The organism is Cryptosporangium sp. NPDC048952, assembly GCF_043197895.1.
GTDB lineage: Bacteria > Actinomycetota > Actinomycetes > Mycobacteriales > Cryptosporangiaceae > Cryptosporangium.
In genome coordinates this window covers 1,494,022-1,517,023 of the sequence record NZ_JBICTY010000002.1, presented here as the reverse complement: position 1 = coordinate 1,517,023, position 23,002 = coordinate 1,494,022, and the positions used below count along the sequence as shown (strand labels likewise).

Here is a 23,002-nt window from a genome sequence, read left to right as displayed (position 1 = left end):
GTGCACGGTCTGAGCTCGCCGTTCAACGGCGGCAGTTCTGGCCTGGAGACGGCCAAGACGGTTCCGGCCGGAGCCGGGTTGCCGTTGTGGTGGACACTGCGGGCTCCGGCGCGGCCGTTGACCTATCAAGCGGTCCACCGCATGTTCGAACGGGCGACCGGCAGGGCCGGCGCGGCGGTGACGTTGCACGCCTGGCGGCACACCGCGGCCTACCGGATGGCCGAGGACCCGATCCTGCCGCTGACCGATATCCAGTTCGTGCTCGGCCACGCGCAGTTGACGACGACGCAGATCTATCTGACCCCGCGCACGCACGAGGTGATCCGGAGAGTCCTGGCCCACCACGCCGAGGCGACTCGCCAGGCCGCCGCGCGACGGACACCGCCGATCGCGGCGGGCTACCGGCCCGAGGCGCTAAGCGAGCTGTTCGGGACGGCCCCGCGATGACGACCCTCCTGAACGCGGCGGAACCGACCGCGCTGTCCGAGATCATGCCTGCGGCGCAGCCGCGGCAAACCAGATGTGCGCCGCGGCCGCAGGAACGCTGGTGGGCGGCCATGGCCGCCGACCGGGAGGCGGTCTGGGGCCGGCTGACGACCGCGCCGTTCTTGATCGGCGGCGACGGCAATGGCCACAAGATGGGTCTGCGGCTGCTGTTGGACTGGCCGACCGAGCAGTCGGGCGCCACCTGGCAGGACCGCTGGGCAGCCACCGGCGCCGACCCGAGACCGCGAATCTTCCTTTTGCACTCCACCGGCAACTCAGCTTCCTGCCGCGTCGCGCACGCCGCCGGATTCCCGATGGAAGGAACGCTCCGCGGCTATCTGCTGCACGCCGATGGCTGGCATGACGTCCACTCCCATGCCCGACTGAGCACTGATCGGTCCTCGGCATCCACACCCAGCCGCGATCCCCGAGCCACCCACTGAAGCCCAGGAAACCGGACGCACCCGGCCGCCCTCAACTGGCGCGCCGCCGATCCCACCGATACTCCGCTCCGAGCCCGCTCGAACATCGACCCCGCGGTCATCCACACCCTCGCGACCGTGGAGTGGATCAGCGCAGGCCCGCACCCGAGCCGAGGCGCACTGACCCGCATCGGGAGTGCGAACCGGTGGACGACGCGACGCGAGTGCGACAGCGCCGCCAGGAACCTCAGGTCGCAGGGTCCTTCTCGGCCGCGAAGTTGCGCCGCAGGGTCTCTCCGTTCGGCGTTCCGCCCAGAGCAGCAGAGATCCTGTCCCACGACCAGTCCGCGGCCCGCGCTTCCCGCACCGCCAACGCGATCGCGTCCTGGGCCACCCGCCGAGCCTGCACCGCGCTCTGCATCAGTTCCTCAACCATCGCCGCCACGCCACACATCCTGCCACAAGTGGTGCCACAAAAAGTGGCACGAGACGAGGCGGTAGCTCCTAGGCTGAGCCCATGAACAGGGATGCACAGCCCTCAGGCGCCCCGCTCCATCAGCACCGGAGCGCCGCCGAATCGTTCGGCACCGACGCCGAACGCTACGAACGGACCAGGCCGCCCTACCCCAAGGCACTCATCGACCGCATCGCCGCCATCAGCCCGGTACCAACGGTCCTGGACGTCGGGACCGGGACCGGCATCGCCGCCCGCCAACTCCAGGCCGCAGGATGCACGGTGCTCGCAGTCGAGCCCGACCCGCGGATGGCCGACTACGCTCGCCGCCACGGGACCGAAGTGGAGGTCTCCACCTTCGAGGACTGGGACCCGGCCGGGCGAACCTTCGACGCCGTCGTCGCCGGCAGCGCCTGGCACTGGGTGAACCCCACGACCGGCGCGACGAAAGCAGCACAAGTCCTCCGCCCCGGCGGCCGGCTGGTGCCGTTCTGGCACATCTTCCAACTCCCGCTCGAGATCGTCGACGCCTTCGCCACGGCCTACCAGCGAGTCGCACCCGACAACCCGTTCCACGTCGAGCGACTCCGCCACGCTCTCGATGGTCTGGAAGCGCTCATCGCCCCAGCCGCCGACGCCATCCGGTCGACAGGACTGTTCAGCGAACCAGAACAGTGGCGCTTCGACTGGCAGCACACCTACACCAAAGACGAATGGCTCGACCAGATGCCGACCTCCGGCGGACTCACCCAACTGCCCGCCGAATCACTGGCCGAAGTCCTCACCGCCGTCGGCACGACCATCGACGCGATGGGCGGCAGCTTCACCATGGCCTACGCCACGATCGCCATCAACGCGATCCGTTTCCGCTGACCATCGAGCCGACAGCCAGCATGCCCAACCAAATCGCGGGTAGACCGCAGGACCTAGTGGTGCGGTCAATTCTCTGTTCTGGCTCAAGAAGTGTGATTGACGCGTAGGTGACTCGTTGTCCTGCGGTGTGACGCCGTTCAAGAGCTGCGCGCCGATCGCCCGGTTCGCCATCGGCCTGACCAACGATCTGGCCGCAGTCACCGCCGGGTTGAGCCAGCCGCACAATTCGGGCCGGTCGAGGTCAACGTCAACCAGCTCAAGATGATCAAGCGACAGATGTATGGCCGCGCCGGCTTCGACCTTCTGCGCAAACGCGCGCTCCTCGCTCGCTGAGTAGAAGTCTCCTCGCCACCGGTCGAGCCGCGCCCTGCGCCACGCAACAAGGTGGGGCGTCAGTTAATGGACGCGGTCTGCTTCCGATAGAGGACGCAGCGGCGTAGCGGGCCCTCCTCGGCCTCGGGGTCGTCGAAGTCGTCTGCGGGGTCGGTGGTCATCCCGATTCGGCGCATGACGGCCTGGGAGCGAGTGTTCGTCTCGGTGGTGACAGCCAGGATCTCGGCTAGCCCGAGCTTGCGGAAGCCGTAGTGGAGCACCGCGGTTGCGGCCTCGGAGGCGTAGCCGTGGCCCCATTACGTGCGGGCCAAGCGCCAACCGGCCTCGATTCCGCGGAAGGGCATGGCGTCGTCGACCTCGTCCAGACCGGTGAACCCGATGAACTTCCCAGTATCGCGGAGTTCGACCGCCCAGAATCCGAACCCGTTGCGGTCGAGGCATTCCTGGAAGAAGCGGATGGATGCTGCGGATTCCTCCGGTGTGAGCCGGGGCCCGAGGTACTTCCGCACCTCCGGGTCGGCGTTCATGGCTGCCCAGGGCGCATAGTCCGCGTCGCACCAGTCGCGCAACATGAGACGTTCAGTTTCCATTCTGACCATTGGGTGAGTTATACCCGACGCGCCGCGAACCCCTGACTGGGGCGGCCAGCGCCATGCGGGGCTGGCATGTCGATCACACAGTTTGAGCCAGAACCCACTACTCACACACCTAGCCACGATGATCCCCCACGGCATCGTCGACCGCGCGACGCATGACGTCGACCTGTTCACTGAGATCGATCCTGTCGAGGCCGTCCAAGTCGCTGCCGCATTGCGAGGCGCGCTCGCCTCCGCCGGCCTGGAATTCACCCCAGCAGCGCGACCGCCGCACACCAATCGCTTCATCGTGCACGATCCGCGGACCGGGCTGTCCTGCGAAGTCGAAATCTTCCCCCGACGGTGGGCGCCTTCGCCCCACCGTCGACCTCGAACTCGGCGCAGTACTCCGTCTCGACGACCTCGCCGCCGACAAAGTCCTCGCGCTCTGGGGCCGAGCCGAGGTTCGCGACTACATCGACGTCGTGGCACTCCTGGACCGAATCCCGAAGGAAAGGCTGCTCCGACTCGCCGCGGAGAAGGACGCAGGATTCACCAGCGCGACGTTCCGAGGCGCGCTACAAGCTATCCGTCGATTCGACCCCGAGGACTGGACCGCCACGGGTATCGACGCCAGCTCGATAGACCGCACCCAGCAGACGGTCGCTGAGTGGATAGAGGAATCTCGCCGTTTAGCACCAGCGGCGGTGTGCTCAAGGTCCGGCTCGGTCCTCACAGTTTCGTCGCAAATGTGCGACTCCAGACGTACTCGTTCTCAAGCGCGCATGACGACTCTCGTCGAGCAATGGTGCATCCCTTGGTAGGTGGGAGTGCGCGATGGGACTACGCGTACGGTTCCGGCGCTGATCCTCGGCGGTGCGACGGGATCGGAGGCCCCGACGGCGGCCCAGCGACCGAGCCGCACTCCGTTACCGATGCCCGCTCTAGCGCGGTCAAAGGGTCCCGGCGGCCCCACTCCCGTGGCAGCAGCTGTACTGGTTTATCGTCACGAACATGAAAACCAGTTTCATTCAGGCGATCGGGGCGGCACTGCTGGTCATCGCCGCGGCGACCGCGTGCGGCGGCGCACCGGTCGACACCGGCGCGTCCGCCGAGAACGCGTCCGGTGCGCCGCGGACCATCACGAACTGCGGGCAGCGCTTAACCGTCGCGAAGCCGCCGCAGCGCGCCGTCGCGCTCGAGCAGAACGCCACCGAGATCCTGCTGTCGCTCGGATTGGCTGATCGCATGGCCGGCACGGCGTACCAGACCGACCCCGTCCTGCCAGCGTTGAAGGACGACTACGCGACGGTGCCGGTGCTCGCGAAGCTCTACCCCGCACGCGAGGCCGTGCTGCGGGCGAAGCCCGATTTCCTGTACTCCACATTCACGTCGGCCTACGCCGCCGACGCGGGCGGTCCGCGTGCGGACCACGCCAAGCTCGGCATCCCGGCCTACCTCTCGCCGTTCGCCTGCGAGAAACCGGCCGACGGCCGGACCAGCGTGTCGTTCGACGGACTGTTCGCCGAGATCCGCGAGGTCGCCACGCTCTTCGGCGTCACCGACCGCGGCGACGAGCTCGTCACGGAGCAGCAGAAGCGTCTCGACGCGGCGGTCGAGGCGGTGGACGTTCCGCAGGACACCACCGCGCTCTGGTACTACTCCGGCACCAGCACGCCCTACGTGGCCGGACCGAACGGTGTTCCCGCCGCCATCAACGCGCTTCTCGGACTGAAAAACGTCTACGGCGACGCCACCCAGACCTGGCCCGCCGGCAACTGGGAGACGATCGCCACCCGCGATCCCGACGTCATCATCGTCGCCGACCTGACCCGGGGCGGCGACGGTGACAGCGCCGAATCCAAGATCGAATTCCTGAAAGGCAACCCGGTGACGTCCAGGCTGACCGCCGTCCGCGAGAACCGATTCATCACCGTGTCCGGCTCCTCGATGGACCCGTCGATCCGCAACGTCGAAGCCGTCGAGAAGGTCAGCTCCAGCCTCGGGACGGTACTCAAATGAACACCGATGAGGCGCGCGAGCTGCTGCGCCAGTGGGACGTCCAGCAAGAGGCCTACGTGGCGCACCGGGAGCAACGCTTCACGGTGATGCTGGAGACGATCCGCCTGCACCTCGGCACCGATGTGCGCGTGCTCGACCTGGCCTGCGGCCCCGGAGCCCTCTCCGACCGCGTACTCACCGCGCTACCCGGCTCGACCGTCGTTGCCGTCGACTACGACCCGATGCTGCTGGAGATCGCACGCGGCGTGCTCCCGAGCAACCGCGCCCGGGTGCTCGACGTCGACCTCGTGGCCGCGGACTGGGGAACCCACGTCGGGGACGAGCCGTTCGACGCGATCGTCAGCTCGACCGCGCTGCACTGGCTCTCCCAACAGCAGCTGCTCGGCGTCTACACGAGCGCGGCGCGACTGGTGAAGCCCGGCGGACTGCTGCTCAACGCCGATCACCTCCCGTTCCTGCCCCCGGCGTTCCAGGCGGTCGCCGAACGTCACGACGCGGAGACCCAGGAGTCCGGCTTCGCCTCCGGCGCCCTCGACTACCGGGCGTGGCACGAGCTCGCCTATCAGCATCCGGAGCTGGCCGACCTCCGGGAGAGGAGGGAGAAGCGGTTCGCCGACCGCCTGCCGAACCCGAAGTCCCCGCTGGACCTCCACCTCGCGGCGCTCCGCGGGGCCGGGTTCGCGGAGGTCAGCACGGTCTGGCAGTACCTGGACGACGTCGTCGTCGCCGCTCGCCGATGACGCTGCGCGGTCCGGCCTGGCTGGTCGCGGCCCTGTGCGGGCTGATGGCGAGCGTCGCCGTCGCGGTAGCACTGGGCGCTGCGGATCTTTCGCCCGGCCTGGTGCTGCGGGTGCTCGCGGCCCGCACCGGGCTGCCGGTGGCACCGCCGACGCTGCTCACCGACAGCATCGTCTGGGATCTGCGGCTGCCCCGAGTGCTGCTCGCGGGGCTCGTCGGAGCCGGTCTCGCCGTCTGTGGCGCGGTCCTTCAAGCGCTGACGCGCAACCCGCTCGCCGATCCCTACCTGCTGGGTATCTCGGGCGGGGCGTCCACCGGAGCGGTTGCCGTGCTGGTGCTCGGTTGGGGCACCGGCGCGGCGGCACTGTCACTGGGGGCGTTCGCCGGAGCGGTGGTGGCGTTCGGCGTCACGCTGGTGCTCGCCGGTGCCCGGTGGACGCAGCCGGGTCGGATCGTGCTGGCCGGAGTCGCCGCCGGACAGCTGTTCTCGGCCGTCACGAGCCTGATCGTGGTATCGGACGCCACCGCGCAGAACACCCGGAGCATCACGTTTTGGCTGCTGGGGTCGCTGGCGGTGGCGTCGTGGCCGACGGTCGCGCTGTGCGCGGCCGTCGGCGCGATCGGCATGCTCGTGTGCTGGGCCTCGGCGCCGGCGCTGGACGCGTTCTCCTACGGGACCGACATCGCGCAGACGCTGGGCTTCCACCCCGGACGCGTGCGGGCGCTGCTTTTCACCACCACGGCACTGCTGGCGGCCGTGCTGGTCGCGAGCAGCGGCGCGATCGGGTTCGTCGGACTGCTGGTGCCACACGCCGCGCGGTTCCTGGTGGGCGCGCGCCACCGGCTGCTGCTCCCGGCGTCGGCGCTGACCGGAGCCGTCTTCCTGATCTGGGCCGACACCGCGGCGCGCACCGTGTTCGCGCCGCAGGAGGTGCCGGTGGGGGTCGTGACCGCGCTGGTCGGCGTGCCGGCCTTCGCCCTGGTCTTGCGGCGGAGGGCGACGGCGTGAAGGTCACCGGCAAGAACGTGACGGTAGCTGTCCGCGGAAAGCGCCTGCTGTCCGGCGTCGACATCGTGGCGGAACCGGGCAGCACGGTCGGCTTGCTCGGACCCAACGGGTCCGGAAAATCCACGCTCCTGCGGACGCTTGCCGGACTCCAGTCGCCGACCGGCGGGCGCGTGCAGCTCGACGGGGTCGATCGCACGACGTTGTCCCGGCGGGCGGTCGCGCGACGGGTCGCGGTCGTCACCCAACAGACGCCCCCGGACCTCGACATGACCGTGCGGGACGTACTCCTGCTGGCGCGAATTCCGCACCGGCCCCGGCTGGCGCCGGTCAGCAAGGCTGATGTGGAAGGTGCCGCACGCGCGTTGGGCCGGGCCGGTCTGCCCGGATACAACGATCGGGCGTGGTCGTCGCTCTCCGGGGGCGAGCGCCAGCGCGTCGATCTGGCCCGTGCGTTCCTGCAGGAGCCCGACCTGCTCCTGCTCGACGAACCGACGAACCACCTCGACGTCCGGCATCAGCTGGAGCTGCTGGAACAGCTGGCGACGTCGCCGGTGACAGTCGTCGTGGCGCTGCACGGGTTGGATCTGGCGGCCCAGTACTGCGACCGGATCGTGCTGCTCTCCGGTGGGGAAGTCGTCGCGGCGGGCACGCCGTCCGAAGTGCTCACGCCGAAACGGATCGCCGAGGTGTTCGCGGTGCCTGCCGAAGTGACGATCGGCTCGGACGGCAGGCCCGACATCCGCATCCGGCGCACAGCTCATCACTCCGGAACGACCGGCGGTGCGCCGCAAGCCCGCGTGTGACCGGCGACTGAGAGGATCGCCGGGACGGGTGGGCGTCCTCACTCAGCAGCGTCTCCAGAGCACCCAGCGACAGCAGGCGGAGCAGGCTGGTCAAGCCGGTGAGATCGCGACCGGTGACGCGAATGGCGTCCAGGACGGGCTGGAACTGCGGGGCGTCACCGGCCTGTCCGGCGGCGACGGCGGGCGTTGTACTGGCGCCATCAGCAATTGCCGGGACCGGCGACGCGGCGGACCGTGACGGCGGCTGCGACCTCCCAGGTCGCCGGGAGCGTTTCGAGGGTCCAGAGTTCACCCGCCGCCTGCGCTACGCGCTTACTCCTGGTGACCACACCGAGGTCGACGACCAGCACCTCAACGGTGTAATCCTGTCCGACCGAGCTATCAGCGGCACCGAAGAACTGTTTCCCCCGCCAGGTGCCCAAGCGCGACGGACGGTCCCAGTCTTCGACCTCGACGAGGTAGCGGACCGGTTCGCCGTTCGTCCGGTTGTGCATCGCGAGCACCATCGTCTTGCCTGGGGGCAGCGCCGAACGACCACGGAAGAACGCGCAGCGCTGCACGCGATGAGCCGGCTCGGGCTCCAGGATCTGGACCCCGTAGAGGGTCGGTACGGGCGGGGTGAACCCGTCGGCGGGCGGTGTAACAGCGGCCTGGGTGCTCGACCGGCCGCCGATCGACTGTCCCCACACCAACACCACCGCGCACAGCACGGCCATTCCGACGGCGACCAGTGCGGCCGGAAGCACCCGCGTGGTCAGCGCGCGGGACTGCGTGCTTCGTCGCGTGAGTTCGTTCGCCCAGGCCACTGGGTCCGTCGGCCGCGCGGCCGAATCGGAGTGCATCGCTGTGAGCAGGTGGTCCGCGAACGCCTCCGGATCCGGGACCCGCGCGGAGGCGGCAACCGATCTCAGGTTGAAGCCGGCCGCGTCGACACGGTCGGTGGCCGGCGGGTCGGCGCCGACGAGCGCGAAATACGCAACAGCGCCGAGCGAGTACACGTCGGAGGACCTCCCGCGGGAAGCTCGAGGGTCGGCGAGCACCTCTGGTGCCGCGTACTCCGGGGTGTGCATCCCGAGGTCGTCGAAACCGTCCGCGGTGAGCCGCAACGTACCCAGGTCGACGAGTACCAGTCCTCGGTCGGGGGTGACGATGCAGTTGCCGGGCTTGATGTCACGGTGGGTCAAAACGTTGCCCCCCGCCCGGGTGATCGCGTGAAGGGAACCCAGCGCCTCAGCCAGATCGCGGACCAGCGCCAGTCGCTCGGACAGCGAGCGCGCGGTAGCCCGGGAGCCACCCACGTACCGGGCCAGCGATGGACCCTCGATCCACGGCATCACCACATACGGGATGAGTCCTGTAGACCCCTCGACGTCGGCCGGGTGCGGCGGACTGCCGAGGAATACGTCGATCACCGAGACCAGATGCGGCGTCAGCATGCTCTGCAGGAGGATGCGATGGTCCTGCCACCGATTGAATTCAGCTGGCGACGGCCAGTCGAGACCTGCCCCGGGCGGCCGGTTCAGCTGCTTCACGGCGATCGCCAGCGGGCTGTTGAGCCTGCCGGTGTACCGCGCCCGCCAGGTCACGCCCTCGGAACCGGCCGTTGGCGGGCCGGTGACCTCGAAGCGATCCGGCTCCTCTGGTGGGCCGACGAACCAGACCGTCTCCTCGGCGATCGGCGGCTCCGACCGGACGGCCTTCGGGAAGGACGGCTCGCCGGTGCCCGTCTGGGTCGGCGGATCTTCGTAGTCAGGCGCCATGGCGATCCTCACGGAGAACGAGTCCCGAGTCGGCGGCCACTTCATTGCGGATCGCCCAACGAGCCAGCGCGATACGCAGATCCGGAGAAGCGTCGGCGGTTGCGGCGACCATCCCTGGTACGCCGGCATCCGCCAGCATTTCGCGCACCTCACGCAGGCTGTTCCGGACGTGCCCGGCGTTGAGACCGAGCTGAACGGCGATCTCGCGATACGTGGCCGGCTCGTCCTTGCCGTCGAGCAACGGCCCGCAGAGCGCGGCCAGTAGTCGTCGTCGGGCCGGGGTCAGGTTGAGGTCGGCGATTCCCGGAGTGGTCAGCTTCTCTCCCGTCGACGCCCGGCTCGGGTGTCGGAACGTCGACGTCGCGGTAAGTCGAGATGCGTCGACCCGGAGTGGGTAGCGGCGACCGCAGTTGCCGACGACCACCAGATCGAACGTCAGGTGGGGGAGCGAGGTCGTCGCGCTGTGAGGCTCGAGCACACGATCCGGCGTCTGCGCGGCGACCAGGTACAGCTCCCGGGTAGCGGAGAGGTTCCGGACCAGCACCGCGTCCGGGAGCAGGCTGAACGATCCGGCGGTCCGGGAGACCCGAGTGTCTTCGGGCTCATGAGCGAGCCGGATCTGGCAGTTCCGTCCCCGCCCGAGGATCAGCTCTTCTCCGTGCGTGATCGGGTAAAGCCGCCGCTCGTGATGGACGGTGACCGGTTGCCCCATCGCGCGAACCTCCCGGACCTCTCACTCCAACACTCGACGCCATTGTGGACGACGCCCGGTTAGGTTTGTGTCCATTGGTACTAGGTCCAGCGAACCTCGCCCGTCGTCGTCCGGTAACTGCACCCCTGCAGGGTCGTTCGGCAACTACATTGGACAGATCGCGGCTTTGATGAAGACAGCGGAGCCATCGTGAAAGCCGGACCGCCCAACCAACCGGACCGCTTCGAGCTGGTCGGATCTGCGCGGCACGGTGGGGAAGGTATCGCCTGGCGGGCCCGGTTCCGAGGCGACACGGACGCCGGTCCCTGGTTTGCCGTCAAACAACTCCGCCGCCCGCCCGGAGTCGGTCCGGACTGGCCCACCGCGGCCGATCTGCAGCGTTGGCAAGACCACCGGATCCTGCTGGCCAGCTTGAACGTTCCCCGCCTGGTCCCGACGCTCGACGTCTTCCTCGCCGACGGGGGGAAGGGGGACGGACCGGGCGTTCCGTACGTGGTGATGCCCTGGATTTCAGGCCCGACCCTGGCCGAGAAGGTGGCCGACGCGCCAATTACCGATGGGAATCTGGACGAGCGGCTGGCGCTCGTCGAAGACCTCGCTCACGCGCTGGGAGGCCTCCACGCGCGCTCCGCAGCCAGCGGCAACTCCCTGCTGCACAACGACGTGAAGCCGAGCAACTGCATCATCGATCCAGCCGACGGCCTCATTTTGGTCGATCTCGGCGGTCTTCGGCTGCTGGAGGAGGCCGCTGACCGGCTGGGAATGCATACGGCGGGATATGCGGCCCCCGAGGTGCTACGAGACCCGTGTGCGCCGCGGAGCACGGCGACGGACATCTATGCCCTTGGCGCGGTCGCCTACTACTGTCTCACCGGCGTCGGTCCGCCCGCAGCATCCTGCGCCGCCTACCTGGACATCAGTAGGAACACGCTCGCGACCACCGTCAACAGGCTGCTCCTCACCGATAGCGATGCGCTGATCGACCAGGTTCTCACCGCGATGGATCCCAATCCGGCCGCCCGGCCGACCGACCCGGTTGCCTGGGTCGCACGGCTTCGGCGGCTGGCAGCGCCCCCGCCCGCTCGGCGTAGGCCGTGCGTCACCGCTCTGTGGGCGCTGCTTCTCACCGCGGCGGTCGTGGCGCTGCCGGCTCAGGAGCTACCAGGCAGGGCCGGGGCAGCCCCGGCCTATTCCAGCCAGGAGGTGCGGATCACGTCTCCGGGATCCGGCCAGGACGTCCGAGGCTGCCAGGCGTTTCTCGGCACATCCGATCTTCGCCCGGACCGGACGATGGTGCTCACGCGACGCTCGGCCTCGGCCAACGATCGGACGCGCTGGGCGCAGCCGGTCGAGAACTGGCAGCAGCCCGACCGGTTACGGTCCTGGTACGGCTACCAGTTCTTCGGTGACGCCTCCGCCGTCGGTGACGACTTCGTGGTTGAAGTCTTCGTAGCCGACCGTGCGGTACTGCTCGCGTCCTGGCAGCGCGCCCTGGCCGCTGGGGAGAAGTGGAAGGTCATCGGTGTTCCGGCCGACTGGCAGCTGGCAGCGGCCGTAACCGTGCACCGCGTTCCCGGATTCCGCCGGTGCTGAGAGCGTGATCTGATGCCGGGTGGATGGTGAGCGAGCCGTTGCTGCCGACGGCGGCACCCTCACCGGTGGGCGGCAGATCTCCTGTCGTGGACGACGGTGTACGCGGTCTTCGCCCGCTGGGAGAAGCACGGGCGAACCTTCCGGCTGCAGGATGGTCATTGTCCGCCCGGTCGGAGTTCAGGATCGGGTCAGCGCGATGAGCGTGCTGCGGGTCGCCCGCGCCCTCGCCTGGCTGACCTCGTGCGGCGGCTGGTCCGCGACTACAAACGCCATTCCGGCTACCAGCGGAGCCACGATCCGCTAGGCCGCGATCGCCACCACAACCCCACGCCCGGCGCGAGGACGACCGGCCACCCGCTAGCGCACCCGTCTCTCCCCGAACCGCTCTCGACCGAGATTCACGAACACGCTTTCAAAGGGTCAGCACACTGCGCGGAGCGGAACCGAACCCCTGTCGGCCGGTAGGAAACCTCGTGCGGCCGACAGGGCTCGGTTCAGTACCAGCCGGTGCAGCCCACGGGCTGTCCGACCGCCTGACCGCAGGCGCGCATCACGTGGCCCGCGTCGTTGTAGGAGTTCGTGAACTGACTTTCGCCGTCATTAATTTGCCAGACTCGTAGCTGCACGCGGGCGGAGTCGGGGTCGGACCTGCTGTTTTTCCAGTCCACCCAGACCAGGTCGCCGGGTGCGCCGTAGAGAATGCGTCCCCAGGCGCAGCGGTGGCCTGCGTGGAAGCGGAATTCAATCGCCCGGCTACCCGAACGCGCGGGAGCCAAGGGAGTCGAAACAGTCCCGGAGAAGTTGTTCGGGTTGTCGCCGGCTGCGCAATCCCAGGGGTTGGCTGCCTGCGCAGGCGAGGAAACGATGCTCAGACCGACAAGGAACAACAAGCTGGCAAATGCGACAACGGAGAGATGTCGAATGAGTCGCACGCGGTGTCTCCATTCAGTTCGGAGGAGTCGCAGGCCGGAGGCCAGCTGCGCAGAAGTCATTCAACGGGCGTTTCGGGCCAACCGGCAGTGCGCCCCCGCAGGGTGTTGACGTCCGAGAGCGATGGGCGCAAGGACTCCTGCGAGGAACTGGTCCCGAGTCCCTGCAGGATTGCCCTGCGAGCTACCGCTTTCGACCGCGGCGGCGCACTGATGAAGTCAGCGCAGCAGGCGCGGCCGGACGGCCTCGGCGTCCGGGAAACGCTCGCTCACGCCGCAGACATCGACAGACTCGAGGGCTGCTGCCTGGTCCGCAGATCGAGGGCTGGGCGGCCGGTAGCGTGTGCGGATGGCGATGCGTTGGACGCTGGGGTGTGACGCCGTGGATCCGCAGCGGATCGCGGCGTTCTGGGCAGACGCGTTGGGCTACGTGTTCGAGCCCGGTTATGAGGATCCGGACGGTGCCTCGATCGTCGATCCGGACGGGACAGGTCCGGCTATCGGCTTTCTGCGAGTTCCGGAGGGCAAGACGGCGAAGAACCGGATGCATATCGATATCCGGGTCGCCGCGGAGATTTCAGGGGATGCCGCCGAACGTGAACGCCTGGTCCGGTCGACGGTTGCCCGCCTCGTGCCGGCCGGTGCGACCGTTGTGCGTGAGGAGTTCTACGGCGGGCAGTTCGATCATGTCGTCATGCTCGACCCGGAGGGCAATGAGTTTTGCGTCGCTTAGCGGATAGCCCGGCTGCTGCCTTGTTCACTCTCTTGCTGCCGCCAGGGCATGGTTCAGGCGAGGATCGGGTGCCGGGCTGGTACCGCTCGTCGGACGGGTCGACCCGGACGTCTTCGAGGACCAGGGTCGGCCGGTGGGACGGTACCAGCACGGCGACCTGTCGGCCCCGTGATCGGGCCATCGAGCTGAACGGCGGCAGGAGCCGGTGATCGACCATGCCCGGCCGAGGGACGGCCTCGGCGATCGTAACGATCAGCAGTCCGAGCGCCGGCTGGCGCCAGCGTCCGGCGCCGGGCGGTAACAGCGGATAGGCGCCAGGATCGGAGCATGGGCCCTCCCGTGGGGGCAAATGCGCCCGACAGCGAAATATTGTTGACAATATTGCTAACACCGGCTTACGTTCGGCGAACTCGGGACGGTTGATCGTTGACGGTCAACGGATGCCCCCGTCTACGAACCGTTGGGACCCCATGGCTGCTCACTACGTAGTGCGGTCCGTCGACCGGGCCGCCGACGACATCATCGCCACCATCGGAAGGGCTGGAGTCGCCACCGCGCACGAGGCGGCCGGGCGGATCGGCCTGCTCGGCCCCGCCGTCCAGGCCCGTCAGACGGGCGCGGTGATCGCCGGCTCGGCGATCACCGTGTCTTGTCACCCTGGCGACAACCTGATGATCCACGCGGCGGTGGAGGTGTGCCGACCCGGCGACGTTCTCGTGGTGACCACCACCTCGCCGTCGACCGACGGGATGTTCGGTGATCTGCTTGCCGCGTCTCTTCGGGCCCATGGAGTCATCGGCCTGGTCAGTGACGCCGGCGTACGTGACATCGCCACGCTGCGCGAAATGGGCTTCCCGGTCTGGTCGCGCTCCGTGCACGCGCAGGGCACGGTCAAAGCCAGCCCGGGCTCGGTGAACGTGCCGGTCGTCGCGGCCGGGCAGCTGGTCCGGCCCGGCGACATCGTGATCGCCGACGATGACGGCGTTCTGGTCCTGCCGATCTCGGCCGGCCGTCAGGTTGCCGAGGCCGCGGCCCAGCGACTGGCCAACGAGGCCGACAAGCGGGCCCAGTTGGAGGCCGGGGCGCTCGGCGTCGACATGTACAACTTGCGCTCGCTGCTCGCCGACCTCGGCGTCGAATACGTGGACCGGCTGCCCGACGACGGTGCGACATGAGCTATGAGATCGACGGGATCCGCTGCATGCAGATGCGCGGCGGCAGTTCGAAGGGCGCGTACTTCCTGAGCGACGATCTGCCGGCTGATCCGGACGAGCGCGACGACCTGCTGCTGCGCATCATGGGCTCGCCGGACGAACGCCAGATCGACGGTCTCGGCGGCGGACATCCGCTCACCAGCAAAGTGGCGGTGCTCAGCCCTTCGTCGACCGGGGACGCCGACGTCGACTATCTCTTCCTCCAGGTGGTGCCCGACCGGGCGACCGTCACCGACGCCCAGACCTGCGGCAACCTGCTCGCCGGGGTCGGGCCGTTCGCCGTCGAGCGGGGACTGGTCGCGGTCGCCGGAGAAATCACCGACGTTCGCATCCGCATCATGAACCCAACGACGAGTTTCGCGACTGCGCGTGTACGAACACCTGACGGTCGGGTGCGCTACGACGGAGACACGGTCATGGCCGGCACGCCGTTCCCCGCCGCCCCGATCGAACTCGAGTTCCCTGGCGGCGACGCACCGGTGTTTCCCACCGGACGTCTCGTCGACCGGTTCGCCAGGATCGAGGTCACCTGCGTGCACGCCGGCATGCCGGTGCTGCTGGTCCGCGCTACCGACCTGGACATCGACGGGACCGAGCTGCCGGAGACGCTGGAGGCCAACGAGACGCTGCGGTCCAGGGTGGAGGCTGTCCGGCGGGAGGCAGGTCCGGCCCTGGGCCTCGGCGACGTCCGAAACACCACCGTTCCCAAAATCACCATCGTGTCGCCGCCCCGGCACGGGGGAACGGTGACGACCCGCACCTTCATCCCGCACCGGGTCCACTCCGCGATCGGCGTGCTCGGCGCCGTGTCGGTCGCGGCCGGCGTGCTCGCACCGGGCACGGTGGCGAGCATGGCCGCCGAGGGCGGCCTGGTGCGCATCGAGCACCCGACCGGCTCCTTCGACGTCCACCTGGAGCTGGACGGCGATGGCCCGGCCACCCGGGTCCGCACGAGCGCCGTCGTCCGCACTGCCCGCAAGTTGTCCGACGGCCTCGTGTGGCCACGCAGCGGAAAGGCCCTCCCATGAGCCTCACGCACGACCCCGACCGTCGCCGGGAAATCGCCCACGTCGGCCCGGTTGAGCTGTACACCCCCGTCCTGCAGGCGTCCCGCGACTTCTTCGTGGACGTGATGGGACTGCGTGAGGTGTACCGCGACGACACCTCGATCTACCTGCACACCTGGGACGACTACCAGTCGTGGACGGTTCGACTCGTACAGCGGGAGGCGGCCGGCATCGGCCGCACCTATCTCCGCGCCGGCAGCCCGGAGGGCGTCGACCGGCTCATCGCGCAGATCGAGGCCGCCGGGCTGGGCCGCGGTGTCGTGACCGACGTGCACAACCTGGGGGAGGTGTATCTCTTCGCCGACCCGGACGGTCACGAGCTGGGCCTGTACTGGGACGTCGAGTGGTACCGCGCCGATGACACCGACCGTCCCGCACTGAAGAACCAGGCGGCCGCCTACCCCGGCCGGGGTGCCAATCTGCGCCGCCTCGATCACGTCAACTACCTGACCGCCGACGTGCCGGCGACGTCGGCCTTCCTGCGCGACGTCCTGGGTGCCCGCTGCACCGAACAGATCGTCAAGGACGACGGCAGCCCTCAAGCCATCTGGTACAACGTCGGCAACAAAACCTACGACCTCGTGTACACCGAGGACTGGACCGGTACCAGCGGCCGCCTGCACCACATCGCCTTCGCCACCGACACCCGCGAAGAAATCTTGCGTGCGGCCGACGTCTGCCTCGACGCCGGCGTACACATCGAGACCGGACCGCACAAGCATTCCATCCAACAGACGTTCTTCCTGTACGTCTGGGAACCCGGGGGCAACCGCATCGAGATCTGCAACGCGGGTGCCCGGCTGATTCTGGCGCCGGATTGGAAGACGATCAGCTGGACCCGCGAGGAGCGGGCCAAGGGGCAGGCATGGGGCCTCAAGACGATCGAGACCTTCCACACCCACGGCACCCCCGTCGTGGCCCCGGACGGGGCGAACGACCGGCCATGATCATCGACTGTCACGGCCACTACACGACCGCGCCGGCCGCGCACACCTCTTGGCGGGAGGCGCAGCAGGCGGCGTACCGGTCGGGCGCGCAGCCGCCGAGGTATCCCGAGATCACCGACGACGAGATCCGGGAGACGGTCGAGGGCAACCAGCTGCGGTTGATGGCCGAGCGCGGCATCGACCTCACCGTCTTCTCGCCGCGCGCGTCCGCGATGGGCCACCACTTCGGCGACGAGGCCGTCAGCGCCGCCTGGGCGCGAGTGTCCAACGACCTGATCGCCCGGGTGGTGGAGCTCTACCCCGACAAGTTCATCGGAGTGTGCCAGCTGCCCCAGTCGCCCGGCGTGCCGATCGCCAACTCGGTGGGCGAGCTGCGTCGCTGCGTGGAAGAGCTGGGCTTCGTCGGTTGCAACCTCAATCCCGACCCCAGCGGCGGCCACTGGACCTCACCACCGCTGACCGATGAGAGCTGGTACCCGTTCTACGAGGTTATGGTCGAGCTGGACGTACCAGCCATGGTGCACGTGTCGGCGGTGACCAACCCCAACTTCCACGCCACGGGCTCGCACTATCTCAACGCCGACACCACCGCGTTCATGCAATTCTTGCAGTCCGACTTGTTCGAGACGTTTCCCAGCTTGCGGTTCGTCATCCCGCACGGCGGCGGCGCGGTGCCTTACCACTGGGGGCGGTTCCGCGGACTGGCCGACATGCTCGGGCGACCGCCGCTGGCCGGGTCGGTGATGAGCAACGTCTTCTTTGATACCTGCGTCTACCACCAGCCGGGCATCAATCTGCTGTTCGACGTCGTCGGCGTGGACAACATCCTGTTCGGCTCGGAGATGGTCGGCGCGGTTCGCGGGATCGACCCGCAGACCGGTCAGTACTTCGACGACACCCGCCGGTACGTCGATGCCCTGCCGCTCAGCGGATCGAGCCGACAGGGGGTGTACGAGGGAAACGCGCGCCGCGTCTACCCTCGCCTGGACGTCGCTCTTCGTCAAAGATCTCGTTAACGGGTCTGCTTGCGCTTGGTCTGTGCCGGCCCGTCGCAGTCGATCTCTGACGACGGCGCGGCCACTGCAGTCGGCTGAGCCGACAGATTTACGGGGCGTCCGCTGGAGCAGCGACGCAGGCATGTGAGCTGGGTAAATACTCGGGTCGTCCGCGTCGCGGGCGTGCGTAGTCCGCTCGGCGTCCGTAGCCGAGCAGATCCTCCACAGGGCCACGCGCGGCGGTGCCCATGCCTTCTTCGTTGCGGTAGTAGCGGGCGGTGTCGATGTGCCGGTAGCTCGCCGCCGCCGACCGTGACGCGATCACCAAACATGTTGTCGGCGCCGTCATCGCCGATACCGGGGGCAAGATCCTGCTGCTGCGCCGCGCCGCTGAGGACTATCTCGGCGGCCTCTGGGAGCTGCCGTCCGGCGGCGTCGACGACGGCGAAACCCTCACCGAGGCCCTGCACAGAGAGGTCTACGAAGAGACCGGCCTCACCGTCACCGCGATCGAGGCCTACCTCGGCCACTTCGACTACCAAGTTCAACTTCGCCGCCACCACCACCATCCAGGGCGACGCGGTGAGGCTGACCGAGCACGACCAGCACCAGGGGGCCGACCTCACAGAACAGCAACAGGTCTCCAGCGCCGTCCGGTCCGTGCTGACCACCTGGCGGGACCGGAGCTGAGGGACAGCGCGAATTACGAGAGATCGAAGGGGGCGGGGAAGTGGCCTTCCCAGATCTGGTGGGATGCCTGTTCGGGGTAGGGCAGAGTCTTCGATTCGGTGTCCAGGACGCGGGTGAGCTGTTCGCCGGGCCGGTGAGCCGACCAGCCCGCGTCGCCGGTGGTGACGAAGCGGACCCATACCTCCTGGAATTCGCGGGAGAGCGCGACGGCCTCGGGGTTGGGCTCCTCGCCGATCAGCTGGGTGCCCACGGGGCTGTCCAGCGTGCCGAACGCCAGGGGCATGTCGAGGCTGTGGCAGGCGCCCAGGATGCCGCCGAGGGCCGGGGCAACCCAGCACAGTTCGAACAGGTACGAGGTGCCACCGGCAGCGGCGTTCGCCTCGGCCAGCTTCTGTGACGGCATGCGGAAGAGGGCGTCGGAGTACACCGTTTCCACCAGCTCCTCCGGGCCTGCCTGCGGGAACGTGGCACCATAGGCCCGCGCGCCGTCCGGCTGCGGGGCAAGCAGTTCCAGGGCAGCGTCGGCGTCCTCCTCGGTGAAGGTTCCGTACCGTCCACTCACCACGCTGAAGTACCGGAATTCGTCCCGGGCGTGGCCGACGAGCAGTTCGGTCCCGTTCGCTCGCGCCTCGGTCAGCGCGGGCCAGGGCATTTCCGGGAGGACCTCGCCATCGACGACGGGGCACAGCGCGGTGCCGGTCGCCGTCAGGCGTCCCCAACTTCCCTGGTGCGCGTGGAGGCCGGCGTTGAAGGAGGTGAGCTCGGCGGCCAGGTGCCAGGGGTCGATGTCGCGCAGGGCCTCGGCGGTGGGGGCCGCCGCGCCGAGCCGGTCCGCGAACGCGGCGGTGACCTGCCGGGCCAGCGCCGGGGTGCTGTACAGCCCGGGCACCGAATGGGCGATGGCCCGCCGGAACAGGCCGCGTGCGGACTTCATCGTCAGCAGGGCGGCGACCGAGCCCGCCCCGGCGGACACCCCGCCCACGGTGACCCGGCCGGGGTCGCCTCCGAAGGCGGCGATGTTGCGCTGCACCCACTCCAGCGCCGCGATCTGGTCGAGGAATCCGCGGTTGGGCGGCACGTCGTCGAGGAACGCGAATCCCTCCGCGCCCACCCGGCAGTTGATGATCACCACGACGAGTCCCGCCTCGGTGAGCGCTGCCGGGTCGAACATCGGGTCGCTCGACGCCGCCGAGAGGTAGCCGCCCACGGGGATCCACACCAGCACCGGCAGCCCCGCGGCGCCGGGATCCGGAGTGCTGACGTTGAGCGTCAGCCAGTCGGTGCCCTGCGGAGTGACGTCGATCGGCAGGGACAGCGGCACGGCCGGGCCGAACTCGACTGCCTGCCGCGTTCCCTCCCAGCGGGGTGGTGGCGCGGGCGCGGCGAAGCGAAGCGCTCCGACCGGGGGCTGGGCGTAGGGGATGCCCCGGAACACCGCGTGGCCCTGCCGCCAGCGCCCCTGCACCACGCCCTCCGTGGTCTGTACGTCTGGCTGTTCGACCATGACGATTCCTTCCCTGGCGTAGACCCCAAGGTTATAAGCCAGATGTATTATGTCAACTGGATTGGAAAAGACCAGGGTATGAGGGAGCGACCAGGGATGCCGAAACAGGTGGATCACCGCGAACGCCGCGAAGCGATCGCCCGCGCACTGTGGCGAGTAGTGGAGCAGCGCGGCGTCACGCAGCTGACGATGCGCGTGGTGGCACAGGAGGCGGGCATGTCACACGGGCAGCTGCAGCACTACTTCGCCTCCCGGGCCGCCATGCTCTCCTTCGCCATGGACTTCGCCTCCGAGCAGACCTCGGTGCGAATACAGCGGGGGCTTGACCAGCTCGGTGACCGTCCGCACCCCCGTGACGTGCTGCGACTGACGCTCGCGGAAATGCTTCCCCTGCATGCCGACGCCCGCGCGACCAGCCGGATGAGCGCCGCCTACGTCCTGGAGGCGCTGCACGACGAGGTCATGCACGAGCAGGCGCGCCGCGGCCTCGTCCAGGGGCGGTCCCTTGTCGAGCAGTTGGTCCGCCAGGCAATCGCCGACGGGCACATCGACTCCGGCCGGGACCCGGCGACCGAGACCAACCTGCTCCTCGCCCTCACCGGCTTCACCTCGCTGATCGAACTCGACGTGATCGAGCCCCACGATGCGCTCGCCGCGATCGACGTGCATCTGGACCGGCTGTTCAGCCGTACGTGACTGTCCCCAGACACGGCCCGGGGTTAGGGGCGGCGACCAAGGGAGGCGGGTCAGTAGGCCGACCAGGAGCAGGCCCAGGAGGTAGCCGCCGATGCTGTCGGTCAGCCAGTGCATGCATCCACGCTGCCGGAGGCCGGGAGCGTGCGGGCATCCGCTGGAGCGCGACCCGCGGGCGCACAGCGGCGACGGCTCTAATACTCGCTTCAGGATGATCGGGGAGAGTGAGCGGCAAAAAGCATCGACTGGAGAGGGTGGGCCGGCGTGCGGATCATGATCGCGGATGACGAGGCGGCCATCCGTGAGTCGCTGGAGCGGGTGCTCCAGGTCGAAGGTTACGAAACCAGTACCGTCGCCAACGGTCTCGCGGTGCTCGACGGGGTCGGTGGGACCGACGGCGACACGCTGGATCTGCTGATCCTCGACGTGATGATGCCCCGGCTCGGCGGGTTGGAGACCTGCCGGCGGTTACGGGCGGCGGGCCGGGATCTGCCGGTGCTGATGTTGACCGCTCGTGACCAGATCTCGGACCGGGTCGCAGGGCTGGACGCGGGCGCCGACGACTACCTGCCCAAGCCGTTCGCCACCGAGGAATTGCTGGCCCGGGTGCGAGCCTTGCTGCGCCGGCGCGCGCCGGCAGACGAGGAGTCGCAGATCCTGTCGTTCGCCGACGTCCGGCTCGACCCCGACCGATTCGAGGCGTGGCGGGGCGAGCGGCCGTTGCGCCTGACCCGGACCGAGTTCTCCCTCCTGCAGGTCCTCCTGCGCAACGCGACGCGGGTCTTGACCCGCGACGCGCTCTTCGAGGCGATCTGGGGCTTCGACATGAGCACCACCGCCAACAACCTTCAGGTGTACGTGAGCTACCTGCGCCGCAAGATGGAGGCCGAGGGCGAGCCGCGGTTGATCTACACGCTGCGCGGCCTGGGATACACGTTGCGGGAGACTCCTCCGTGAGCAGGAACGCCCGCCGGGAACCGCGCCGGCTGACCCGATGGTGGCGCCGGCGGTCGCTGCGGACCAGGCTGACGGTGATTGCGGCGACGGCCATCGCGGTCAGCGTGTTCGTGTCCTTCCAGGTGGCCAGCGAGCTGATGGACCGGAAGCTGCGGGACGCCGCCGAGAATCAGCTACGCGCCGACGCCCGTGTCCTGGCGACGAACGCGGAGCGCGCCGGTCTGGCGCGGGTGCAGCTGCCGCCGTATCCCGGATCCGGTCGGCTGGTGCGGGTCATCCTGCCCGACGGCTCGACCCGGACGCCGGCCGGCCAACCCGCGCTGCCCCCCGTCAGCGAGCACGCCGGGCGCGTGGCGCAGGGCGCGTCGGCCGACCTGATCGAGTCGACCGACTGGAACGACGGCTACCGCATCTACACGCTGCGGGCGGGCGACGGCGCGGTCCAGGTGGCCGACCTCGCCGACGACAGCCCGATCAACCAGTTCGGGTTCGGCATGCTGCTGATCGGGCTGCTCTGCGTGGCCGGCGGCGCCCTGGTCGGGCGAACCGTGGCGCGGACCGGGCTGGCGCCGATCGACCGGCTGACCGCCGCAGCGGTCCGGGTCGCGCGCACCCGGAATCTCGATGCCGACATCCCGGACGAGGGCGGTGGGGAGATCCGGCGGCTGAGCCAGTCGATCAACGACATGCTCGCCGCGCTCCGGGACTCCCGGCAGGCCCAACGGCTGCTCGCCGAGGACGCCGCCCACGAGCTCAAGACGCCGCTCACCAGCCTGCGCCTCAACATCGAGCTGCTGGTCCGGCTCAACCGGCGTGGCACTCTCGACACCGCCCTCTCGGCGGAAAGCCGGACCCGGCTGCTCAACGATCTCGGCACCCAGGTGGCCGAGTTGAGCACCCTGGCCGCCGAGCTGACCGACCTGGCCCGCGGTGACGTCAGCGACGAGAGCACCGAGCTGCTCGACGTCGCCGACGTGGTGGTGGCCGCCGCGACCCAGGCGCGGTCCCGCTTGCCCGACATCGAGGTCGCGCTCGACGTGACGTCCGTATGGGTACGTGGGCGTCCCGCTGCGCTCCAGCGGGCGGTGCTCAACCTCATCGACAACGCCGGCAAGTGGTCACCCGCGGATCAGGTGGTCCAGGTCCGGCTCCGTGTCGAGGGCACGTCGGCGGTGCTGAAAGTCGACGACGCCGGGCCCGGCATCGACGCCGTCGACGTACCGCGGGTATTCGACCGGTTCTACCGTGCCGACAGCGCCCGCGCGATGCCGGGATCCGGTCTCGGGCTGTCGATCGTGCAGCGGGTCGTCGACTCCCACGGCGGACGGGCCACCGTCGGCCGCTCCGCACGCGGAGGGACGCTGCTTCGGGTCGACCTTCCGGTCGCGGCCTCGCCCGCCCCGATCGCGCGGTTCACCGCCGATGAGGACACCGCGGTGGGCTGACCGGCAAAGATCCGGGACGGGCCTGGGTCCCCGTCCCGGATCTCAGCC

Annotated in this window: 22 protein-coding genes and 2 pseudogenes; 18 read left to right on the top strand and 6 right to left on the bottom strand. The window is 69.0% G+C overall.

Translation table 11 applies throughout. From position 1 onward, the window contains the following. Together ACGFY5_RS15370 and ACGFY5_RS15365 are read left to right on the top strand one after the other, a co-directional pair. Nucleotides 1-447, top strand: a complete 447-nt coding sequence (locus tag ACGFY5_RS15370; protein WP_392720260.1) for a tyrosine-type recombinase/integrase — start codon at nt 1-3, stop codon at nt 445-447. Continuing rightward, nucleotides 444-929 carry a GNAT family N-acetyltransferase gene (locus tag ACGFY5_RS15365; protein ID WP_392720259.1) on the top strand — a complete coding sequence of 162 codons (486 nt, stop codon included), beginning with the start codon at nt 444-446 and terminating at the stop codon, nt 927-929. Before ACGFY5_RS15370 ends, ACGFY5_RS15365 begins: the two co-directional genes overlap by 4 nt. Nucleotides 930-1,155: 226 nt before the next feature. On the opposite strand, the gene ACGFY5_RS15360 is transcribed toward ACGFY5_RS15365, so the two are convergent. Beyond that, the gene (locus tag ACGFY5_RS15360) at nt 1,156-1,353 is read right to left on the bottom strand and encodes a hypothetical protein (protein WP_392720258.1); all 198 of its coding nucleotides are present in this window, start codon (nt 1,351-1,353) and stop codon (nt 1,156-1,158) included. A gap of 72 nt (nt 1,354-1,425) precedes the next feature. Between ACGFY5_RS15360 and ACGFY5_RS15355 the strand changes: the two genes are divergently transcribed. Then, nucleotides 1,426-2,235 (top strand): class I SAM-dependent methyltransferase, encoded by an 810-nt coding sequence (locus ACGFY5_RS15355; RefSeq protein WP_392720257.1) that lies wholly within the window; start codon nt 1,426-1,428, stop codon nt 2,233-2,235. Nucleotides 2,236-2,398: 163 nt separating this feature from the next. After that, a pseudogene (locus tag ACGFY5_RS15350) lies at nt 2,399-2,568 on the top strand (ISL3 family transposase); the annotation flags it as partial. A gap of 59 nt (nt 2,569-2,627) precedes the next feature. Here ACGFY5_RS15350 and ACGFY5_RS15345 read toward each other — a convergent pair. Further along, nucleotides 2,628-3,167: pseudogene (locus tag ACGFY5_RS15345) on the bottom strand (GNAT family N-acetyltransferase). A 990-nt stretch (nt 3,168-4,157) separates the two neighbouring features. On the opposite strand from ACGFY5_RS15345, the gene ACGFY5_RS15340 reads away from it, so the two are divergent. From ACGFY5_RS15340 to ACGFY5_RS15325, 4 genes are read left to right on the top strand one after another with little or no spacing between them, the layout of a single operon-like run. Continuing rightward, nucleotides 4,158-5,165 (top strand): ABC transporter substrate-binding protein, encoded by a 1,008-nt coding sequence (locus ACGFY5_RS15340; RefSeq protein ID WP_392720255.1) that lies wholly within the window; start codon nt 4,158-4,160, stop codon nt 5,163-5,165. After that, nucleotides 5,162-5,905, top strand: coding sequence for a class I SAM-dependent methyltransferase (locus ACGFY5_RS15335; RefSeq protein ID WP_392720254.1), 744 nt, complete (start codon nt 5,162-5,164; stop codon nt 5,903-5,905). The genes ACGFY5_RS15340 and ACGFY5_RS15335 overlap by 4 nt, the downstream gene beginning before the upstream one ends. Further along, nucleotides 5,902-6,912: a FecCD family ABC transporter permease gene (locus ACGFY5_RS15330; protein ID WP_392720253.1), complete on the top strand. Its 1,011-nt coding sequence runs from the start codon at nt 5,902-5,904 to the stop codon at nt 6,910-6,912. Before ACGFY5_RS15335 ends, ACGFY5_RS15330 begins: the two co-directional genes overlap by 4 nt. Beyond that, entirely contained in the window at nt 6,909-7,715 is an 807-nt protein-coding gene (locus tag ACGFY5_RS15325; RefSeq protein WP_392720252.1) for an ABC transporter ATP-binding protein, read from the top strand. Before ACGFY5_RS15330 ends, ACGFY5_RS15325 begins: the two co-directional genes overlap by 4 nt. Nucleotides 7,716-7,915: 200 nt before the next feature. On the opposite strand, the gene ACGFY5_RS15320 is transcribed toward ACGFY5_RS15325, so the two are convergent. Together ACGFY5_RS15320 and ACGFY5_RS15315 are read right to left on the bottom strand one after the other, a co-directional pair. Next, complete coding sequence (locus ACGFY5_RS15320) at nt 7,916-9,475, bottom strand: serine/threonine protein kinase (RefSeq protein WP_392720251.1); 1,560 nt, start codon at nt 9,473-9,475, stop codon at nt 7,916-7,918. Further along, nucleotides 9,465-10,187 (bottom strand): hypothetical protein, encoded by a 723-nt coding sequence (locus ACGFY5_RS15315; RefSeq protein WP_392720250.1) that lies wholly within the window; start codon nt 10,185-10,187, stop codon nt 9,465-9,467. Before ACGFY5_RS15315 ends, ACGFY5_RS15320 begins: the two co-directional genes overlap by 11 nt. A gap of 189 nt (nt 10,188-10,376) precedes the next feature. Between ACGFY5_RS15315 and ACGFY5_RS15310 the strand changes: the two genes are divergently transcribed. After that, nucleotides 10,377-11,780 (top strand): serine/threonine protein kinase, encoded by a 1,404-nt coding sequence (locus ACGFY5_RS15310; protein ID WP_392720249.1) that lies wholly within the window; start codon nt 10,377-10,379, stop codon nt 11,778-11,780. Nucleotides 11,781-12,274: 494 nt separating this feature from the next. Here ACGFY5_RS15310 and ACGFY5_RS15305 read toward each other — a convergent pair whose 3' ends face one another. Continuing rightward, the gene (locus ACGFY5_RS15305; RefSeq protein WP_392720248.1) at nt 12,275-12,712 is read right to left on the bottom strand and encodes a glycosyl hydrolase; all 438 of its coding nucleotides are present in this window, start codon (nt 12,710-12,712) and stop codon (nt 12,275-12,277) included. A gap of 346 nt (nt 12,713-13,058) precedes the next feature. On the opposite strand from ACGFY5_RS15305, the gene ACGFY5_RS15300 reads away from it, so the two are divergent. From ACGFY5_RS15300 to ACGFY5_RS15275, 6 genes are all read left to right on the top strand, one after another. Then, on the top strand, nt 13,059-13,442 hold the full coding sequence (locus ACGFY5_RS15300) for a VOC family protein (RefSeq protein ID WP_392720247.1): 384 nt from the start codon (nt 13,059-13,061) through the stop codon (nt 13,440-13,442). 470 nt (nt 13,443-13,912) lie between these two features. Then, nucleotides 13,913-14,617, top strand: a complete 705-nt coding sequence (locus tag ACGFY5_RS15295) for a 4-carboxy-4-hydroxy-2-oxoadipate aldolase/oxaloacetate decarboxylase (protein ID WP_392720246.1) — start codon at nt 13,913-13,915, stop codon at nt 14,615-14,617. Then, nucleotides 14,614-15,684 (top strand): 4-oxalomesaconate tautomerase, encoded by a 1,071-nt coding sequence (locus tag ACGFY5_RS15290; protein WP_392720245.1) that lies wholly within the window; start codon nt 14,614-14,616, stop codon nt 15,682-15,684. The genes ACGFY5_RS15295 and ACGFY5_RS15290 overlap by 4 nt, the downstream gene beginning before the upstream one ends. Next, entirely contained in the window at nt 15,681-16,670 is a 990-nt protein-coding gene (locus ACGFY5_RS15285) for a VOC family protein (protein WP_392720244.1), read from the top strand. Before ACGFY5_RS15290 ends, ACGFY5_RS15285 begins: the two co-directional genes overlap by 4 nt. Continuing rightward, on the top strand, nt 16,667-17,686 hold the full coding sequence (locus tag ACGFY5_RS15280) for an amidohydrolase family protein (protein WP_392720243.1): 1,020 nt from the start codon (nt 16,667-16,669) through the stop codon (nt 17,684-17,686). The genes ACGFY5_RS15285 and ACGFY5_RS15280 overlap by 4 nt, the downstream gene beginning before the upstream one ends. Before the next feature lie 299 nt (nt 17,687-17,985). Further along, nucleotides 17,986-18,435, top strand: coding sequence for an NUDIX hydrolase (locus ACGFY5_RS15275; RefSeq protein WP_392720521.1), 450 nt, complete (start codon nt 17,986-17,988; stop codon nt 18,433-18,435). On the opposite strand, the gene ACGFY5_RS15270 is transcribed toward ACGFY5_RS15275, so the two are convergent. Beyond that, on the bottom strand, nt 18,369-19,859 hold the full coding sequence (locus ACGFY5_RS15270) for a carboxylesterase/lipase family protein (RefSeq protein WP_392720242.1): 1,491 nt from the start codon (nt 19,857-19,859) through the stop codon (nt 18,369-18,371). The genes ACGFY5_RS15275 and ACGFY5_RS15270 overlap by 67 nt on opposite strands. A gap of 96 nt (nt 19,860-19,955) precedes the next feature. On the opposite strand from ACGFY5_RS15270, the gene ACGFY5_RS15265 reads away from it, so the two are divergent. The 3 genes from ACGFY5_RS15265 to ACGFY5_RS15255 all read left to right on the top strand — a co-directional run bounded on the left by ACGFY5_RS15265 (nt 19,956) and on the right by ACGFY5_RS15255 (nt 22,954). After that, nucleotides 19,956-20,555, top strand: coding sequence for a TetR/AcrR family transcriptional regulator (locus ACGFY5_RS15265; protein ID WP_392720241.1), 600 nt, complete (start codon nt 19,956-19,958; stop codon nt 20,553-20,555). 261 nt (nt 20,556-20,816) lie between these two features. Continuing rightward, on the top strand, nt 20,817-21,509 hold the full coding sequence (locus ACGFY5_RS15260) for a response regulator transcription factor (protein WP_392720239.1): 693 nt from the start codon (nt 20,817-20,819) through the stop codon (nt 21,507-21,509). Further along, nucleotides 21,506-22,954: an ATP-binding protein gene (locus ACGFY5_RS15255; protein ID WP_392720238.1), complete on the top strand. Its 1,449-nt coding sequence runs from the start codon at nt 21,506-21,508 to the stop codon at nt 22,952-22,954. Before ACGFY5_RS15260 ends, ACGFY5_RS15255 begins: the two co-directional genes overlap by 4 nt. The last annotated feature ends 48 nt before the right edge of the window (nt 22,955-23,002 follow it).

Coding starts and splice junctions, on each gene's coding strand:
- ACGFY5_RS15365 (WP_392720259.1), top strand. CDS start 444: ATGACGACCCTCCTGAACGCGGCGGAACCGACCGCGCTGTCCGAGATC.
- ACGFY5_RS15355 (WP_392720257.1), top strand. CDS start 1,426: ATGAACAGGGATGCACAGCCCTCAGGCGCCCCGCTCCATCAGCACCGG.
- ACGFY5_RS15340 (WP_392720255.1), top strand. CDS start 4,158: ATGAAAACCAGTTTCATTCAGGCGATCGGGGCGGCACTGCTGGTCATC.
- ACGFY5_RS15335 (WP_392720254.1), top strand. CDS start 5,162: ATGAACACCGATGAGGCGCGCGAGCTGCTGCGCCAGTGGGACGTCCAG.
- ACGFY5_RS15330 (WP_392720253.1), top strand. CDS start 5,902: ATGACGCTGCGCGGTCCGGCCTGGCTGGTCGCGGCCCTGTGCGGGCTG.
- ACGFY5_RS15320 (WP_392720251.1), bottom strand. CDS start 9,475: ATGGCGCCTGACTACGAAGATCCGCCGACCCAGACGGGCACCGGCGAG.
- ACGFY5_RS15315 (WP_392720250.1), bottom strand. CDS start 10,187: ATGGGGCAACCGGTCACCGTCCATCACGAGCGGCGGCTTTACCCGATC.
- ACGFY5_RS15300 (WP_392720247.1), top strand. CDS start 13,059: ATGGCGATGCGTTGGACGCTGGGGTGTGACGCCGTGGATCCGCAGCGG.
- ACGFY5_RS15295 (WP_392720246.1), top strand. CDS start 13,913: ATGGCTGCTCACTACGTAGTGCGGTCCGTCGACCGGGCCGCCGACGAC.
- ACGFY5_RS15290 (WP_392720245.1), top strand. CDS start 14,614: ATGAGCTATGAGATCGACGGGATCCGCTGCATGCAGATGCGCGGCGGC.
- ACGFY5_RS15285 (WP_392720244.1), top strand. CDS start 15,681: ATGAGCCTCACGCACGACCCCGACCGTCGCCGGGAAATCGCCCACGTC.
- ACGFY5_RS15280 (WP_392720243.1), top strand. CDS start 16,667: ATGATCATCGACTGTCACGGCCACTACACGACCGCGCCGGCCGCGCAC.
- ACGFY5_RS15270 (WP_392720242.1), bottom strand. CDS start 19,859: ATGGTCGAACAGCCAGACGTACAGACCACGGAGGGCGTGGTGCAGGGG.
- ACGFY5_RS15265 (WP_392720241.1), top strand. CDS start 19,956: ATGCCGAAACAGGTGGATCACCGCGAACGCCGCGAAGCGATCGCCCGC.